Annotated in this window: 13 protein-coding genes and 1 pseudogene; 13 read left to right on the forward strand and 1 reads right to left on the reverse strand. The window is 41.3% G+C overall.

The window, feature by feature from the left end; all coding sequences use genetic code 11:
* Positions 1 to 710: 710 nt before the first annotated feature.
* Positions 711 to 1450: pseudogene (locus tag A5N88_RS18370) on the reverse strand (AAA family ATPase).
* Between the two features lie 335 nt (positions 1451 to 1785).
* On the opposite strand from A5N88_RS18370, the gene A5N88_RS25615 reads away from it, so the two are divergent.
* The 13 genes from A5N88_RS25615 (at position 1786) to A5N88_RS18425 (ending at position 16427) form a co-directional block, all read left to right on the forward strand.
* On the forward strand, positions 1786 to 1953 hold the full coding sequence (locus A5N88_RS25615; RefSeq protein WP_198160319.1) for a hypothetical protein: 168 nt from the start codon (positions 1786 to 1788) through the stop codon (positions 1951 to 1953).
* 859 nt (positions 1954 to 2812) lie between these two features.
* Entirely contained in the window at positions 2813 to 4351 is a 1539-nt protein-coding gene (gene argH, locus A5N88_RS18375; protein ID WP_066268660.1) for an argininosuccinate lyase, read from the forward strand.
* A 159-nt stretch (positions 4352 to 4510) separates the two neighbouring features.
* Positions 4511 to 5800 carry an extracellular solute-binding protein gene (locus A5N88_RS18380; RefSeq protein WP_066268662.1) on the forward strand — a complete coding sequence of 430 codons (1290 nt, stop codon included), beginning with the start codon at positions 4511 to 4513 and terminating at the stop codon, positions 5798 to 5800.
* Between the two features lie 416 nt (positions 5801 to 6216).
* A complete protein-coding gene (locus tag A5N88_RS18385) occupies positions 6217 to 7146 on the forward strand; it encodes a carbohydrate ABC transporter permease (RefSeq protein ID WP_232317640.1) in 930 nt (309 codons plus the stop codon).
* Positions 7147 to 7158: 12 nt separating this feature from the next.
* Entirely contained in the window at positions 7159 to 7989 is an 831-nt protein-coding gene (locus tag A5N88_RS18390; protein WP_066268664.1) for a carbohydrate ABC transporter permease, read from the forward strand.
* A gap of 272 nt (positions 7990 to 8261) precedes the next feature.
* Positions 8262 to 8462, forward strand: coding sequence for a cold-shock protein (locus tag A5N88_RS18395; RefSeq protein WP_066268666.1), 201 nt, complete (start codon positions 8262 to 8264; stop codon positions 8460 to 8462).
* 269 nt (positions 8463 to 8731) lie between these two features.
* Entirely contained in the window at positions 8732 to 9367 is a 636-nt protein-coding gene (trhA, locus tag A5N88_RS18400; protein ID WP_066268667.1) for a PAQR family membrane homeostasis protein TrhA, read from the forward strand.
* A gap of 798 nt (positions 9368 to 10165) precedes the next feature.
* The gene (locus A5N88_RS25095) at positions 10166 to 10303 is read left to right on the forward strand and encodes a hypothetical protein (RefSeq protein ID WP_157090721.1); all 138 of its coding nucleotides are present in this window, start codon (positions 10166 to 10168) and stop codon (positions 10301 to 10303) included.
* 305 nt (positions 10304 to 10608) lie between these two features.
* Complete coding sequence (locus A5N88_RS18405; RefSeq protein WP_066268670.1) at positions 10609 to 12315, forward strand: ABC transporter substrate-binding protein; 1707 nt, start codon at positions 10609 to 10611, stop codon at positions 12313 to 12315.
* Positions 12316 to 12584: 269 nt separating this feature from the next.
* On the forward strand, positions 12585 to 13541 hold the full coding sequence (locus A5N88_RS18410) for an ABC transporter permease (protein WP_066268671.1): 957 nt from the start codon (positions 12585 to 12587) through the stop codon (positions 13539 to 13541).
* Between the two features lie 13 nt (positions 13542 to 13554).
* Complete coding sequence (gene opp4C, locus A5N88_RS18415; protein ID WP_066268673.1) at positions 13555 to 14484, forward strand: oligopeptide ABC transporter permease; 930 nt, start codon at positions 13555 to 13557, stop codon at positions 14482 to 14484.
* Between the two features lie 6 nt (positions 14485 to 14490).
* Positions 14491 to 15465: an ABC transporter ATP-binding protein gene (locus A5N88_RS18420; protein WP_066268675.1), complete on the forward strand. Its 975-nt coding sequence runs from the start codon at positions 14491 to 14493 to the stop codon at positions 15463 to 15465.
* Positions 15462 to 16427: an ABC transporter ATP-binding protein gene (locus A5N88_RS18425; RefSeq protein WP_066268677.1), complete on the forward strand. Its 966-nt coding sequence runs from the start codon at positions 15462 to 15464 to the stop codon at positions 16425 to 16427. The genes A5N88_RS18420 and A5N88_RS18425 overlap by 4 nt, the downstream gene beginning before the upstream one ends.
* Positions 16428 to 16747 lie beyond the last annotated feature (320 nt).

The raw sequence follows: 16747 nt of genomic DNA on the forward strand, positions 1-16747 counted from the left end.
CAATAAATAGATTCGTTCCAGTACAAATGAACTAAATAATTATCTTTATTAAAGTATTAATTTTATTTTATTCTATACAAAAATTGGGAAATCCTTCTTCCACTAACCTGCCCGTTACTTCAATAAAAAAAGCCACCGAAATTCGGAGCCAGTTCTTAATGTCTTGCACCAGTTAGCCAAGTAAGCGTAGTATACTTTAACTGTTCCAACGTAAGATATACTTCCACCAAACAAAATCAAAAATTATAAGGATGCCTATCCCAAACAAAATGTAGGCAGAAATTTTGTGTTTTTTCATATATTCTTCAACTCCACCTAAAATGGCACCACAAAAAAAGAAAAGATAGCCCAATCTGGTAAGCCATAACGTAAACGAAGTTTCAGGTGGGACTAAGAGTGAACGGATACAGAACATTACAACTCCTATAATCATCAACAAATACCACAAACGCTTGAGTAGATTCAATTTATGCACCCTCACTTACATTTTTATTAGAATAAATTTATAGTTTCTTAACAACTAACTATTTTCTTCATTATCATACTTGAGTATTCTTCATTATTTGCATATGGTAAATTAAATCCTTTATTTCATACTTCTTATTCAAGTAAACTGCCCCTTTAGCACAAGAAGAAAAAAGGTGACAACAATGACAGCCTAATCCGCAACTTTAGCGCCCGTTCTTTGAGTAATTCAGTCTATATTTTTATTAGTCCTCACTATTTAAAAATAATTCTTCTAGATACCGTTCCTTTCTATTTAGAAATCCCTTCGTTATTTGATAATGTTCTGTGTCTTCATATCTAACGCTTCAATTACATCGGAATCAAAACTAAAGATGTTTGCGTTTGGATACCCGAGAAGAATTGGCGAATGTGTAGCAATGATAAATTGAGAATTTCCACTACTCACCAATTGATAAATAATCCTCATAAATGCTAATAGGCGAGCTGGTGATAATGCTGCCTCTGGTTCATCTAATATATAAATGCCCTTATTTGAAAAGCGATTTAAAAATAATGATAAAAAAGATTCTCCGTGGGACTGGTGGTGTAATGACCTGCCTCCATATCCTTGATAATTAAAAGTTGGATCTTCCTCGGATAGTTGATCTAGATGAGAAGCAAAGTGATAAAAACTTTCAGCCCTTAAAAAGAAACCCTGACTGATTTTTGGTAACCAAGACAAACGAATGTAATTTCCCAAAACAGCTTCAGATGATTCTACATCATATCTATTGTTTCTTCCTCCACCTGCAGCATTAAATCCACACTTGTACGCAATAGCCTCAAGCAAAGTGGATTTACCAGACCCATTTTCACCTACAAAAAATGTTACCTCGCTATCTAAGTCCAATGTTTTCATTCCTCTTATAGCAGGAACAGTGAAAGGGTATGTATTAAAATCTGTAACTTCTTCTCTCAAAAGAGTAATTTTTCGTAAAAACAAATAACTACACACTCCTTTAAATGTAAGAAATTCCTAAACAATACTTATAAATCCTGCACCATCCTAAAGATTACCATTGTTAATAAATTATTTTGTTCAATTTTAAACAGTACATCGTAAAAGGAATTATCATCTTATTCTTCAGATTGCACCCTTTAAATATTGTATTCTTTTATGTAAATGAATTTTCCTTCTTCCACTAACCTGTCTCGTTAGTGGAAGAAAGGGATTGAACGCAGTACGTATTGCTCAACAAAGCTTAGGGAGCCCTGAAATCACTTTCTTTTTTATCACTTTACAAATATAATTAAGAAAAAAACGAAAGAGGGATTAAAATGAAGCAGGTAGCCCTCCACCAATGGCACAAAGAGCATAATAAACGAATAGCAGAATTTCATAAGAAGCACGAAACTGAAATCCAAAGAGGCGAAAATGGAAATGGGTTATTGGCAAGATGGGAAAGATTTTTTTACAACAATGTCATTTCCCTGTTTAGAACTTAAAATGAATAATACTTGTCAATTGAACTGTATTTTGTTGCAGTTCAATTTTTTGTTTGTAATTTGGGCGAATTGCGAATAAGGTCCACCTTCTTACGCTAACCTGCCCCGTTCGTATTATAAGGTTAACCAGAATGCTAAATATTTCTGGTTGACCTTATTTATTTTGGTCTTATTATATCAGTAGCCAGGGTAGAACGTAACTGCCCGTGGGGCATAGACCCCGTCAGCTAAACCGTTCACCCCCTACTTGTAGAAACATGATTGAGGCTGGTTGGGACTTCGATCTCGTATAACAAGCGAAGCTGTGACACTGCATGGAGGATTTAGGGGAGTTCTTACAAGTGGTTTGAAATTCTGCGAATAAGCGAGTATTCACGAGAAAAATGAATCTAACTGAGGGAGTTTAAGTGTGTACCTTCACAAACTTCTTGCTTCAAGTTTAGCACAAACCTCCGTAGAACATTTAGAAAATTCAATTCGTTATATATTAAAAGGCACAGTGAACGAATCACTGTACTTTTCTACTGTTATTTTACTTCGATTTTCAATGTTATTTATCGTACAAAATGATGAGCGAATTGTGTTTTTGTACTTCAAAACAGAACCCGTTATCAGATGACTGCTTTTTTATTTTATCTGAATGGATGAATCATACAGATATTGTCGTAAAAATAAAATTCTTCCATGGACAACAATTGAATATATTATGGGTTAATAAGGAAGTTTTTAAAAGGTCCTTAGGAAAGCTTGAAGCTGAATGAAGCCATTATTCCCTCCGTTTCTGTAACAGTAAATTAAGTTTAGTGCGTTCCTCACAGTCCATTCCCGGTTAGAAGAGCCTTTAAAAGGGGGCAGTGAATTGAGTTTTAAGGAGAAGATTTTTGAAAAAGAAGGAAGGGCCTTTCCAGGAGCTACGTATTCCGAGATTGTATTAGCACCGGCATATGAACAGGCAAAACGGTTTTTGCTGGATCCGATGATAGCCATTCATAAAGCCCATCTTATTATGCTGGCGGAGCAAGGGATATTGCCGGAAAGTGAAGCTGCTCAAATTGCAGAAGGGATTCAAGGATTAGATAAAGTTACCTTGATGCAATCCACTTATGATGGGAAATATGAGGATCTTTTTTTTCTGGTCGAAAGTAAAATTATGGACGCTGCTGGTGAAATTGGCGGAAGTCTTCATATCGCCCGCAGCCGGAATGATATGGGTGTAGCCATGTATAGAATGGTTCTCCGCGATCAGCTTCAGAGTGCAATGAAGGAGCTTCTAGCCTTTCAAGAAACCCTGTTGGAGGTCATCGATACTTATAAAGAAACGATTGTTTTAGGGCATACCCATACGCAGCAGGCGCAGCCAATGACATTCTCTCATTATCTCCTGGGAATGTACGATGTAGTGGAACGTGATTTTAAAAGACTAAAGGCGGCTTATGATACGTGTAACCTGAGTCCGCTCGGGGCAGCTGCATTTACCACGACAGGTTTTCCCATTGACCGCATAAGGGTAGCCGAACTATTGGGTTTTCAAGGCATCGTCCAGAATGCCTACGATTCGATTAGCGGTGCTGACTATTTAGGAGAAGCCGCAGCGGCTGTTCAGTTAGCTTTTATTAATCTTGGCCGTTTTTCACAGGATCTCTTATTGTGGTCCTCGCAGGAGTTTTCTGCTATTCGAGTTGCTGATCCTTATGTCCAAACAAGCTCCATTATGCCGCAAAAAAGAAATCCTGTATCGCTGGAGCATATTCGTGCATTGAGTTCAAGCGGAATTGGCAATGCCCAAACCGTCCTGCAAATGCTGCATAACACTCCGTATGGAGATATCAACGATACCGAGGATGATCTGCAGCCTTATTTATGGAAAAGCTTAGCCCTCATTAGCCAGGTGTTTCGTTTAACAAAAGTAGTCGTCGGAACCATTGAAGTGAATGAAGCACTATTAAAAAAGAGGGCAAAAGAAAGCTTTGCAGCTATTACAGAATTAGCGGACACCATATTTAGAGAAACAAAGATTCCTTTCCGTACCGCCCATTCAATTGCCAGTAAGGTTGTAGGGATTTCCTTTGAAAGAGAGTTGAATGCCACCCATGTCACATCGCGCCTGGTAGATGAGGCTGCAGCAGGAGTGGTGGGCTATCCATTGAATCTGCCGGAAGAAGTGGTTCGTACTGCGATGGATCCCGGCCATTTCGTCCAAATTCGGTCGCACCCGGGCGGACCTGCCCCGAAGGAAATGAAACGGGGGATTGCTGTAAGGAAGGAACGTCTAAGAGAGAACATAAAAGCACTCAAGGCTGAAGCAGACTCGATTGATGAATGTACGCAAAGACTTGATCAGCTGATACAAGGCTTTGGCCACTCGAATAAAGAAGATGATGATACAAAATCAGTGTAATGCTGCATACCAATCGTTCACGTTCGTTGTAGGAGACGGAGTGCAGCAAGTTCCTAATGTGAGGCACTTTCCGGCTGGTTTTACCCGGAAAATCAGTAAGTAATCCTTAACCATATCGAAAGGATATCGTTCAGTTTACTTAATAAGGGGGCTTTATCATTGAAAAAAAGTGTGTTTACATTTCTTGTTGTGGTCCTTGCGCTCGGTTTAGTACTTGCCGGCTGCGGAAAAAGTGACACTTCTTCCGGCGGAAAGGTAACCCTCACGTATTGGCAGTATACCTTCCCTGCGAAAGTTACAGAGATGAATAGTTTGATTAAAAAATTTGAAGCAGAGAATCCGAATATTAAAATCGTTGCCCAGGATTTCCCTTATGACCAATATAATCAAAAGGTTGCTGCTGCCATGCATGCCGGTAAAGGTCCGGATATCATGAACCTTTATTACGGCTGGCTGCCTCAATATGTAAAACAAGGCTATCTTCAGCCCATACCTCAGGATTTGATGAGTACCTCCAGTATTGAAAGCCACTTCATTCCAATGATTAAAGCATCAAAAATAAACGGCCAGTATTATACTTTGCCAATCGCGGTACGGTCGCTTGCCTTATTCTACAATAAAGACATGTTTAAACAAGCGGGTTTGAACCCGAATGCCCCTCCGAAAACCTGGGATGAGCTGATTCAGGATGCCAAGAAGATGACGAAGCGGGACAGTAATGGGAAGCTTGGGCAGGAAGGCTTTGCCTGGGATGTAAATGGCCAGGGATATCATGCATTTGAAGAGGTCCTCCTTCGCCAGTGGGGTGTTGAACCATTCAGCGCCGATGGAAAAAAAGTAGAATGGAATTCCTCGCCGAGTGGCCTGGCTGCCTTTACGTATTGGATCAACATGGAGAAGAAAGAAAAAATCGGGGAGCCTAATTTCCTGACAGATTATAATACAGCGTTTAAAGCAGGAAAAGCCGGCATTATTATCGATGGCTCCTTTGATATTGCTGCGATAAAGGATGCAGCAAAATTTAATTGGGGGGTTGCACCGCTTCCTGTAAAAGAAGAGGGCGGGATTGAGTCAAACTTCGGTTCCTATTGGACGAACGGCATTGCCAAGGGAGTATCAGGTGCAAAAATGGATGCCGCAAAGAAATTTATCAAATTCCTCATTTCAGATGATACCCAGAAGGATTGGCTCAAAAATGTGGGCGAAATCCCGGCAGCTGCTTCCTTTGCCAATGACCAAACAATCAACAACGACCCTATTTACGGTCCGTTTGTTGCAGGCTTGAAATATGCTCATGCAACCTTCTTTGTGGATGAAGCAAAAGAACGGGATTCCATGTCTTCGCAAATTGATAAAATCCTATTAAACAACGAGCCTATTGATAAAACCTTCGACTCTCTCGTTAAAGAGCAGCAACAGATCCGGGATGATTATTTCCAAAATAACTAAAGACCGGCTTTGATAAATAGGTTCAGCTTAGATTCCATGGTGATTGTGAAAAAGAAGTTTTCTGCGGGAAAAGTGTGGGCTATGAGGAGAATGTTATGGCATAAAGCGGGACTCGGGACTCTGTTGTTTAGTATCACTTAAAAGCAAAATTCACAAGACGCTTGGAAGTATACTCCAAGCGTTTCTTTTAAGAGCATAAGAAAGTGAATCCATTTAACCAAGCAAGTCTTTATCCAGCTCCAGCGCCTATCGTCTAGCGGATTTCTCCGTCTTCTCCCTACGATAAGTCAACAACAGCTCGTGAAGGACCTCGCTGTGTTTCCTTTATCTCAGTCGAAGACTACGGAATCCGTACGCCGATGAGCAAGGCGCTTGCGCTTTTCTTAATAAGAAAGGAGGGCTTGAATTTGTCTGCCGTGAGCGAAGTTATGAAGAAAAAGTATACAAAAAAGAACAGCCTGCCGCCGTTAAAGCTGAAAACGAAGCGGGCTCTGACTGCCTACTCGTTTTTAGCGATTCCTTTATTATTTTTCTTGTGTGTGCGTATTGTACCAACCCTGTATTCCTTTTCCATGTCCTTTTCCCACCAGGATGGAAGTGGATTTACGCTGGTAAATTATCAAAAGCTCATGAAGGATCCGGTGTTTTGTAAAGCGGTTTGGAATACAGTTAAATACGTTATCATTACTGTTCCCGTGCAAATGGCTCTGGGGTTAATCATTGCCTTGGCCATCGAGCGTGTTCATCATTTCCGCTGGTTTTACCGGATGATTTATTTCTTGCCCTACATTACTTCGGTTGTAGCAGTCAGCTGGGTCTGGCGTTTGATGTTTGATCCGAATGTCGGCTTCTTAAATGAATTTCTTGGTTTAGTAGGCATTCATCCACAAAACTGGCTATCCGATCCAAAGCAAGCCTTACTGTGTGTAAGTGGTGTAATGATTTGGCAGTCAATGGGATTCAGCATGCTGATTTTTATGGCAGGGCTCCAGGGGATTCCAAAACAATTATATGAAGCCGCCCAGATGGATGGGGCAGGAGGCTGGAAAATCTTTTGGAGGATTACGCTGCCGCTTTTAAATCCTACGATCGTCTTTTTGGCTGTTACGGGTGTTATTCAGGCGCTTCAAACCTTTACACAAATTGAAAACCTGACAGGAGGAAGCAGTGCAGATGCAGGCGGTCCGTTGAACAGTACAATCAGCATGGTGGTCTATATGTACAAAAATGCATTCCAGGATTTTAATATGCAGTATGCATCAGCGGTTGCAGTCGTTCTCTTTATCTTTATTTTACTGGTGACACTCCTGCAAATGAAAATCCTCAATAAAAGCTATGAATATTAGGAGGTGAGAAGGGTGAAAAAGCAAAAAGGGAAAGGGCCATATTGGCTGATCCATATTTTTTTGCTTGCAGGAGTGGCCGTTGTAGGGTTTCCATTTCTTTGGATGGTTGTATCCTCCTTTAAAAGCCTTCCTGATTTTTATACTTTTTCATTCTGGCCCAAAAAACTTGATCTATCTGCCTACACGTTCATTTTACAGAAAACAGACTATTTGCAGTGGTATCTTAATAGCATCATCGTTGGTGCCGTTGTGACCATTAGCAGTTTAGTGTTTAATTCGCTGATTGGCTATACGCTGGCAAAATATACATTCCCGGGAGGCAAGGCCATCCTTATTTTGATTTTAAGCACGATGATGATTCCAACAGAAATGCTGGTTATTCCATGGTATATGATGGGAACAAAAGTGAATCTGATTGATAACTATTTGGGAATCATGTTCCCGGGTTTAATAGAAGCATTTGGTATTTTCCTCATGCGGCAGTTTATGATGGGGATTCCGAATGATTTACTGGATGCAGCCAGAATGGACGGAATGAGTGAATTTAACATCTGGTGGCGTGTGGCACTTCCTCAGGTAAAACCGGGATTATCTGCATTAGGAATTATAACGTTTTTGGGAAACTGGAATGCGTACCTGTGGCCGGTCATTTGTATATCATCGGAACAATTAAGGACGCTGCCTGTTGGAATTTCCCTTTATGCGACTGGTGATTCGGGGGGGATTCAATGGAATACCATTATGGGTATGAGTACTCTTGCTGTTATCCCGATGATTATCGTTTTTCTTATTTTCCAGCGAAAAATTGTAGAAGGGATTGCTCTGACAGGAGTGAAGGGGTAACGAATGTACAGAGAATGATTTTATTGGCCATGAATTCTACCATTGTTGCAAAGAATATCATTACTGAATTATTAAGGAACGGGATTTAATTCCTATTTGGTAGGATGCCTGCCTCAAAAAAATTGCTTTTTTTCCTCCAATATGCTATTATTAAGATAATTATTTTTATTTGAATGTTTAGAAATAAAAAGGTTTGTTTAAATTTCTATACATTGGGTAAAATAAAAACGATATTACTATTTATGTGTTAAAGCACTAGGAGGCAAGAAAAAATGGAACATGGTACAGTAAAATGGTTTAATGCAGAAAAAGGCTTTGGTTTCATCGAGCGCGAAAGTGGAGACGATGTATTCGTACACTTCTCAGCTATTCAAGGTGAAGGCTTCAAAACTCTTGAAGAAGGCCAAAAAGTAACATTTGACGTTGAGCAAGGCGCACGCGGACCTCAAGCAGTAAATGTACAAAAAGCATAAATGACCATAAAGGTGATGCTTCGCAGGAAGTTTCACCTTTTTATTATGTTTGGCTCTTTTTAACATGGTTGTTATTTTATAAAGGCTCTTTTCGTAAACTTTGTTGCTAATGGACAAAAAAATGATTTGAAATTAAGTTTTAGTATTACAAGGTGTGAATAGCCTACAAAAAGATGCCACGAAGACAGACAACATACGGATTCGCCCGTTGCGGAAATAGATGTGAAAACAGCTTTATGTAAGGAACTGAAATTGGGAGGGATGGCAGCTTGGCAAACACTCATACATTTACAAAGGGAGAAGAGATTGCAAATTCCATTACACACGGAGTAGGTGCGATTTTAAGTATTGCAGCACTTGTCCTATTAATTACTTTTTCCAGTATTCACGGCAATGTGTGGCAAATAGTAAGCTTTACAATCTTCGGCGCTACGATGTTTTTTTTGTATCTATCTTCCACTCTCGTTCATTCTTTTCGTGCTGGAAAGGCAAAGGATATCTTTGAAATTATGGATCACTCCGCCATCTACTTTTTTATAGCAGGAACTTCTACTCCTCTGTTATTTATGGTGGTAAAAGGGTGGCAGGGCTGGACTCTGTTTGGTGTTGTCTGGGGTCTTGCGGTTTTTGGAACGGTTTTTAAGTGTTTTTTTGTAAAAAAGTACTTATTTACTTCTACCATTCTTTATGTGGCAATGGGCTGGTCGATTATGTTTGTATGGAAATTTATCATGCAGGGTGTCGACAGGCAAGGGATTGCGCTTATAGTAGCAGGGGGCATTTTGTATACACTGGGTTCCATCTTCTATATTTGGAGAGGATTTAAGTTTCATCATATGATTTGGCATATCTTCGTTCTTTTTGGCACGGTTTGCCACTTTTTTGCGATCTTTTTGTATCTATAATTTGTTTTTACTTCAGATGTGAAATAGAGCTTAACGCGGCCAGTCATTTGGCCTTTTTTTTATGGTTTTTTGAGAATGATAAAGATGATGTTGGCTAATAAGCCATTCGAGATTTGGTAGAGAAAATTGCAGAAGAATTTAATAGGGGCATAGGGGTAAAAAAAACCCCTGCGGTCGAACAGCAGGGGTTAAAAAGGTATTAGTAAAAATGGTATTTCTATCATACCATGTTTGAAGGCAATAAACTAGTTTTTTCTAAGCATGTGCATCATTTGTAAAATAATTAGCTGTATATTCGCACGAACTTCTTTTTTTAGATATGCTGGTTATTTTGTGGAAGAAGCGGCTAAATAATTGGTTTTCATTTTAATTGACCAAAAGGCTTTCCTTCTTTTATTCGGCACGGTGAAGTGATATAGGTATAGTTCTGACAAAGGGTAAGCCTTTCGGTCAATAAAAAAGGGTGCAATGTAATTATGATTAGGGAGTACTAAGTGAGAGGGGTCACTATCACTTTGTACTCCTTTATTGTAGATAAGAATGATGAAGAAAAGGTAAAGAAAGTGTAAAGAATTGTTAAACATGAAGGAGCAGATCATCAGCTGGGCTCGTTCAGTATTTTATATTATTGTAAATTAATCCTTATTTGGAAATAATACATATATTTCTGGGTATAACGTTATGAGAATTTTTGAATAATTATATTAAAAATGAATACAACAGCATATAAAAAGACCGAATATTTTTTCGATATAATAAGAAGTGGACGGGAAAAAGGAAATACGGGGGTTAAAAATCATGCCGCGACACCGATGGCTAACGCCAGAGGAAATGAAAAGAAAGCAGGATCGGAATAAAAAATTACGGATTGCTGTCCTTATCCTGGCAATTATTTTATTGAGTGCCATCCTCACACTGCTGGAAAATAAGATTTAAGGATCGAAAGGGCTCTAAAAGAAATTAGGGATTTTCTGCATTAACGCACTAAAGGGGTCAGACCCCTTTAGTGCGTTAATGCTATAAAATAGTCTGCTGATTATTCGAGGGTATTATTTTTGTAGAGTAGGAATAAGTTTATATCTGTAGCAGAAAAAGAAAACTAAACCAAATTATTGAAATTTATATTGATTTTTACATAGTCATCAAGTAATATTAATATCCGTAAAACACATAAGGATAGTCGGGATTAAAAAGAGAACCGCTTTCCTGAATGTAAACCGAAAGAATAGAGGGGGAGCTTTATGAAAATAAAGTGGTTATCTGCAGCTGTCATAGGCAGCTCACTTATGCTTGCGGCATGCAGCAGCAACACAGCGTCAGATTCTCAACAGGCAACAAAAAGCACTGATATTCAAAAAATGAAGGATCAGGTTATCCTTGCGTCAGACCCTTCAAAGAGCCCAGCGCAGGCAAATAGCAGAAAAGATACCTTCGTAGCAGCCATTTCCAATCCGGGAGGCGTATTTCTGCCATACTTCTACCACAATGGCTGGGATGGAAATGTCACTTCCGTTATGTTTGAACAGCTCATTAGCTTTGATAAAACAGGCAAGCCGATACCGGATCTCGCACAGAGCTGGGATATCTCATCTGATAATTTAACGTATACATTCCACTTGAGAAAGGGATTAACCTTCAGCAATGGAAAGCCGCTTACGGCAGATGATGTTGCCTTTACACTTACACTTCTTTTAGATCCAGCCTACGATGGGGACACAGATCTTTCCCAAGCATACATAAAAGGTGCGGATGCCTATAAAAAAGGGAATGCAGCCTCCGTTTCCGGTATACAGGTTGTCGATCCGCTTACTGTAAAAATTACCACTACAAAAGTAAATGCACAGGCATTAGAGCTGATTGGCGGTCCTGTATTATCCAAGGACTATTATGGAAAAGGATATAAAAAAGGGAAGCTTGACTATCTAAAACCATTGTTCTCTAAACCAATGGGGGCAGGTCCATACGTATTGGATAAATATGTGCCAGGCCAGGAAGTCGATTTTACAGCAAACCCTCATTTTTATTCCGGAAAACCAAAGGTAGGGCATTTCATTTATAAAGTGACTTCACCTGATACAAAAGTGCAGCTGTTCCAAACAGGTGAAACTGACTATGATGGATTCACGCCAGACCAGGACACGCTGGACCAATTAAAGGGTCTCGGTTTTGCCAATCTCGATCTCTATACCTCCAGTGACTATGGCTATATTATGGTCAACCATAAAAAGCCGTACCTAAAGGATAAGCGTGTGACTCAGGCCTTAATCTATGGACTTGAGCGCCAAAAAATCGTCAATGCTATCTTCCAGGGGAACGGCATGGTGGCAAATGAACCGATTTCACCGGTTTCATGGGCGTATACACCGGATGTTAACCCATATCAATACAACTTGAAAAAAGCGAAGCAGCTGTTGGATGAAGCTGGATGGAAAGTGGGCTCGGGCGGAATTCGCCAAAAGGATGGCAAGCAGCTTTCCATTTCTTACTTAACGTCTACTACAGGTCTCGGAAATGATATTTTCATTTCTATCGCCAAAGAAGACTTTAAAAAGCTTGGGATTAATTTTAATCCTGAAATTGTGGATTTCAATGCGTTATTAGATAAGGCGTATAAAGGGGACTACGATTTGGCAGCTGTCAGAACGTCCCAAATTATTGATCCAAGTGAACCGCTTCAGGAATTTTTATCAAATAACAGCCAGAATATAAGCGGCTATTCCAATCCAAAAGTGGATCAGCTGATCAATGAAGGTGTCAGCACGCTGGATATTGCGAAGCGGAAAGAAATCTATAAGCAGCTGTATAAAGAAATCAGCGATGATCCGCCGTACATTTTCTTGTATTACCGCAAGGCGCTTGCTGCCTATAATTCGCGTATAAAGGGTCTTGAACCAGATCCATTTAATGGTATTCTTACATCATTACCGAAAATATCAATTAAAGAGTAATAGATTAAGAGGCTGACCAATGATGTTCGGAGGCAGATTCCTAAGCGGATTCTGTTTCTAACCGGTCAGCCTTTTTTAAGGATAAGCGTAAAATTTTTTATCAAATAAAATATTTAACTGTCCAGCTCCAGCGCCATCGGCTAGCGGATTTCTCCGTCTCCTCCCTGCGATAAGTTAACATCTAGTTTCCTTTATCTCAGTCGGAGACTACGGAATTCGTACGCCGATGGGCAAGGCGCTTATGCTTTTCTAATAAGGGGTGAGATTTTATGAAAAAGTATTTCCTCCGAAGACTGATTCAGATGATTCCGACGCTATTGGGTGTATCGATCATTATTTTTTTCCTTTTCTCGCTTATTCCTGGGGATTTTATCGATTCCAATCCAAGGCTTACACCGGAACGCGTCCATGAATTAAAAGTCTTGTACGGATTTGATAAGCCGATTATTGTCCGCTATTTTATCTGGTTAAAAGGGGTGCTCCAGGGGAATTTCGGGTACTCGCTCCAATTCCAGGAGCCAGTAACAAGCCTCTTGGGAACGTATATATGGAATTCGTTTATTATTGCAGTGGTTACATTAATCCTGACGTGGACCATTGCGCTGATTATTGGAATCTATTCTGCTCAGAAAAAGTATTCCTTGTTTGATGGCATTGTCACCTTTTTTGTTTTTGCCGGCATGGCCTTTCCTTCTTTTTTCTTCGGCCTGCTGATGATTAAATACTTTGCCGTTGACCTAAATTGGCTTCCGGTCGGCGGAATGACGGAAGTGGGAAGTACAACCAAAGGACTGGCATATGTGCTGGAGGTTGGGAAGCATATGATCCTGCCTGTCTTTGTCCTGACGGCAATAAGTGTTGGGTCGCTGACGAGGTATTTTCGGACCAGCATGATTGAGGCCATTGGCCAGAACTATGTCCGTACGGCCCGTGCCAAAGGGTTAAATGAAAAAAAGGTCGTTTACAAGCATGCTTTGAAAAATGCCCTGCTGCCAGCTATTACGCTGTTATCTTTTGAACTGCCGGGATTATTTGGCGGCGCTATCATAACAGAGCAAATTTTCAGCTGGCCGGGAGTCGGACACTTGTATATGGACGCATTGGGGTACCGCGACTACCCTGTTCTAATGGCCTTTACCATGCTGCTTGCGTTTCTCACCATTTTGGCCAATTTTCTCGCGGATATATTTTATGCAGTAGCGGATCCCCGAATCCGCTTGAAGTAAGGAGGGGTATGGTATGCAAACAGCAGCTGATGTAAGAAACCGTAAAAAATTAAAAATCCATAAAACCAGAATTTCCTCACCCTGGAGAGATGCCCTTAGAGCCTTGAGAAAAAACAAGCTTGCTATGGTGAGCCTGATCTTTTTGATCGCCATGTGCCTTTTCTGTTTTATCGGCCCATTCTTCTCTCCCTATCTCTCAGATGATACGGATGTCATGATTATTAAGCAGCCGCCGAGTGCTGCCCACTGGCTGGGGACAGATGAATTGGGACGCGATGTGCTGACACGACTTATGCTGGCAGGACGCATCTCCCTGACGGTCGGTATTTTCTCCATGCTTCTGTCTGTATTACTCGGTTCGCTGCTGGGGGCCATTTCAGGCTTTTATCAGGGAATTGTCGACCAGATCATTATGAGGATAGCGGATGTATTGATGTCAATTCCAGGACTTCCGCTTCTATTGGTGCTGGGGGCTATTTTATCAGATTGGAAGGTTCCATCCGATTACCGAATTTATGTGGTCATGTTTATGCTGAGCATAACCGGCTGGCCAAGTCTTGCCAGGCTGGTACGCGGAGAGATTTTGAGCCTTCGGGAGCAGGCTTATATGCAGGCTGCTGAGGTGCTGGGCCTGAGTGACCGCAGAAAAATCCTTCATCATTTACTGCCAAATACAATCCCGCTTTTGATTGTGGTAGCAACCTTGAGTGTAGGAGGAACGATTTTAAGCGAATCGGTATTGAGTTTCTTAGGCATGGGGGTTATTCCTCCAACACCGTCCTGGGGAAATATGATTGATACGGCCAATTCCATCATTGATTTCCAAAAACGTCCATGGCTGTGGATTCCTCCAGGTGTGTCCATCTTTTTGACCGTAATTGCAGTGAATTTATTTGGTGAGGGGCTGCGCGATGCCCTTGATCCAAAACAGAATGGCAGGTGATCATGCATGGCTTTAGTGGAAGTAAAATCGTTAAAAACATATTTTCATACAGATGAGAGTACCGTAAAAGCAGTGGATGATGTCAGTTTTCAAATTGAAAAAGGCCAGACCGTCTGTGTAGTGGGTGAGTCAGGGTGCGGTAAAAGTGTTACGGCCCTTTCCATGATGCGGCTTGTTTCTGCCCCCGGAGAAATTGCAGGGGGAGAGATCTTGTATCAGGGACAGGACCTTTTGACATTAGATAAAAAAGAAATGAAGAGACTGCGCGGGAAAGACATTTCGATGATTTTCCAAGAGCCGATGTCTTCATTGAATCCAGTATTTACAGTTGGGGAACAGATTACAGAAACTATTTTGGAGCATGAGGCGGTTACCAAGCTCGAGGCGTACGAGCGTGCCATTGAACTCATTACCCTTGTAGGAATTCCGCGGGCAAAGGAAATCATGAATTCCTATCCCCATGAACTAAGCGGCGGGATGCTGCAAAGAATTATGATTGCCATCGCTCTCTCCTGCAACCCGCAGCTACTGATTGCGGATGAGCCGACAACGGCTCTTGACGTGACAATCCAGGCTCAAATCCTGGATCTCTTGCGCCGGATCAAAAAAGAATTTAATATGTCCATTCTGATGATCACGCACGATCTTGGAGTGGTCGCCGAAATGGCGGATTATGTTGTCGTCATGTATGCAGGAAAGGTCATTGAGCAGGGCCCTGTCCTTGAGTTATTTAAGAATCCTAAGCATCCTTATACAAAGGGGCTTTTGAAATCAAAGCCTGTACTAGGCAGCCGTAAAGACAGGCTGTATTCGATCCCTGGACAGGTGCCAAACCTGGCTGATTTGGAGAGCTCCTGCTATTTTCATGACCGCTGCGAGCACTGCATGGAGATTTGCAGGGTGAAAATGCCGGCTCTGAAACAGGATGAAAACGGCCAGTCTGTTGCCTGTTTTTTATATGAGGAGGTGAAAACACCTTGAGTACACCAGTATTAGAAGTAAAAGGCCTGAAAAAATATTTTCCTGTCACAGATGGCCTTCTCGGTAAAACCGCCGGCCATGTAAAAGCAGTGGATGATATCAGTTTTACCATTGAAAAAGGGGAATCCTTCGGGTTAGTGGGAGAGTCCGGCAGCGGCAAAACCACCACAGGCCGTGCGATTCTGCGTTTGACCGAAAAGACAGAGGGAAGCATCTTATTTAATGGCGAGGATGTGCATAAGCTTTCGAAAAAAGAGCTTCGCAAATGGCGTCCGAAAATGCAGATGGTGTTTCAGGATCCATACAGCTCCTTAAATCCGCGGATGAGAATTGGCGAGTCTATAGGAGAAGCGCTGATTGAGCATAAGCTGGCAACCAGAAAAACGGTCCGTGAAAAGGTTCTGGAAATGCTTGAGCTTTGCGGTCTGAGTGAGTATCATTTAAACCGGTTTCCGCATGAATTTTCAGGGGGACAGCGCCAAAGGATCGGGATTGCGCGCGCGATTGCGTTAAATCCTGATTTCATCGTGGCGGACGAACCGGTGGCTGCTTTGGATGTATCGATCCAAGCGCAGATTATTAATCTATTTAGTGATCTTCAGGAGAAAAAGGGGATATCCTATCTATTTATCTCTCATGATTTAAGTGTAGTCGAGCATCTGTGTTCAAAAATTGCGATTATGTACCTGGGGACCATCGTAGAAATGGCTCCGAGGGAAAGCCTGTTTTCAGCACCGCTCCACCCTTATACAAAGGCACTTTTATCTGCGGTTCCCATCCCGGATCCTACAATTAAAAGAGAACGAATCATTTTAAAAGGGGACATACCAAGTCCGGCTAATCCCCCAGCAGGCTGCCGCTTCCATACGCGGTGCCCGCTGGCTCAGGAAACCTGCCGTTCAAGCGTCCCGCTTTTGAGAGATGCTGGGGACGGGCATTTTGTAGCCTGCCACTTTGCATGAGAAATTAAAAAACACGGCTCCATGCGTCCAATTGGGATGCGGGGGGCCGTTTTTTATTGTGTGATGAGTAGGTATAAATACCTGTTTTACCCGATTAGTCCCCTGTTTTACCCGATTAATAAAAAAACATAAAATAAAGAGTTCATTCCTGCTTGTGCGCATGTCCTGGGTTTCCGCTATTTGCCCTGGTTGCAGTTACGGCTCACCTTTTTATACCAAAAAAGGTCTTTTTAAAAGGAAAAGAGAAGTTAAATTGAGAATGGAAAGTGAAATTTGAAAACGGGGCTTGAAAAGGGTCTGACAAAATAGTGTAGAATGTC

It is taken from the genome of Heyndrickxia acidicola, assembly GCF_001636425.1.
GTDB classification, from domain to species: Bacteria; Bacillota; Bacilli; order Bacillales; family Bacillaceae_C; genus Bacillus_AE; species Bacillus_AE acidicola.

What these genes read in the sequence shown, in the direction of transcription:
- A5N88_RS18410 (WP_066268671.1), top strand. Translation starts at nt 12,585, where the DNA reads ATGAAAAAGTATTTCCTCCGAAGACTGATTCAGATGATTCCGACGCTA.
- A5N88_RS25095 (WP_157090721.1), top strand. Translation starts at nt 10,166, where the DNA reads ATGCCGCGACACCGATGGCTAACGCCAGAGGAAATGAAAAGAAAGCAG.
- opp4C (WP_066268673.1), top strand. Translation starts at nt 13,555, where the DNA reads ATGCAAACAGCAGCTGATGTAAGAAACCGTAAAAAATTAAAAATCCAT.
- A5N88_RS25615 (WP_198160319.1), top strand. Translation starts at nt 1,786, where the DNA reads ATGAAGCAGGTAGCCCTCCACCAATGGCACAAAGAGCATAATAAACGA.
- A5N88_RS18395 (WP_066268666.1), top strand. Translation starts at nt 8,262, where the DNA reads ATGGAACATGGTACAGTAAAATGGTTTAATGCAGAAAAAGGCTTTGGT.
- A5N88_RS18405 (WP_066268670.1), top strand. Translation starts at nt 10,609, where the DNA reads ATGAAAATAAAGTGGTTATCTGCAGCTGTCATAGGCAGCTCACTTATG.
- A5N88_RS18420 (WP_066268675.1), top strand. Translation starts at nt 14,491, where the DNA reads ATGGCTTTAGTGGAAGTAAAATCGTTAAAAACATATTTTCATACAGAT.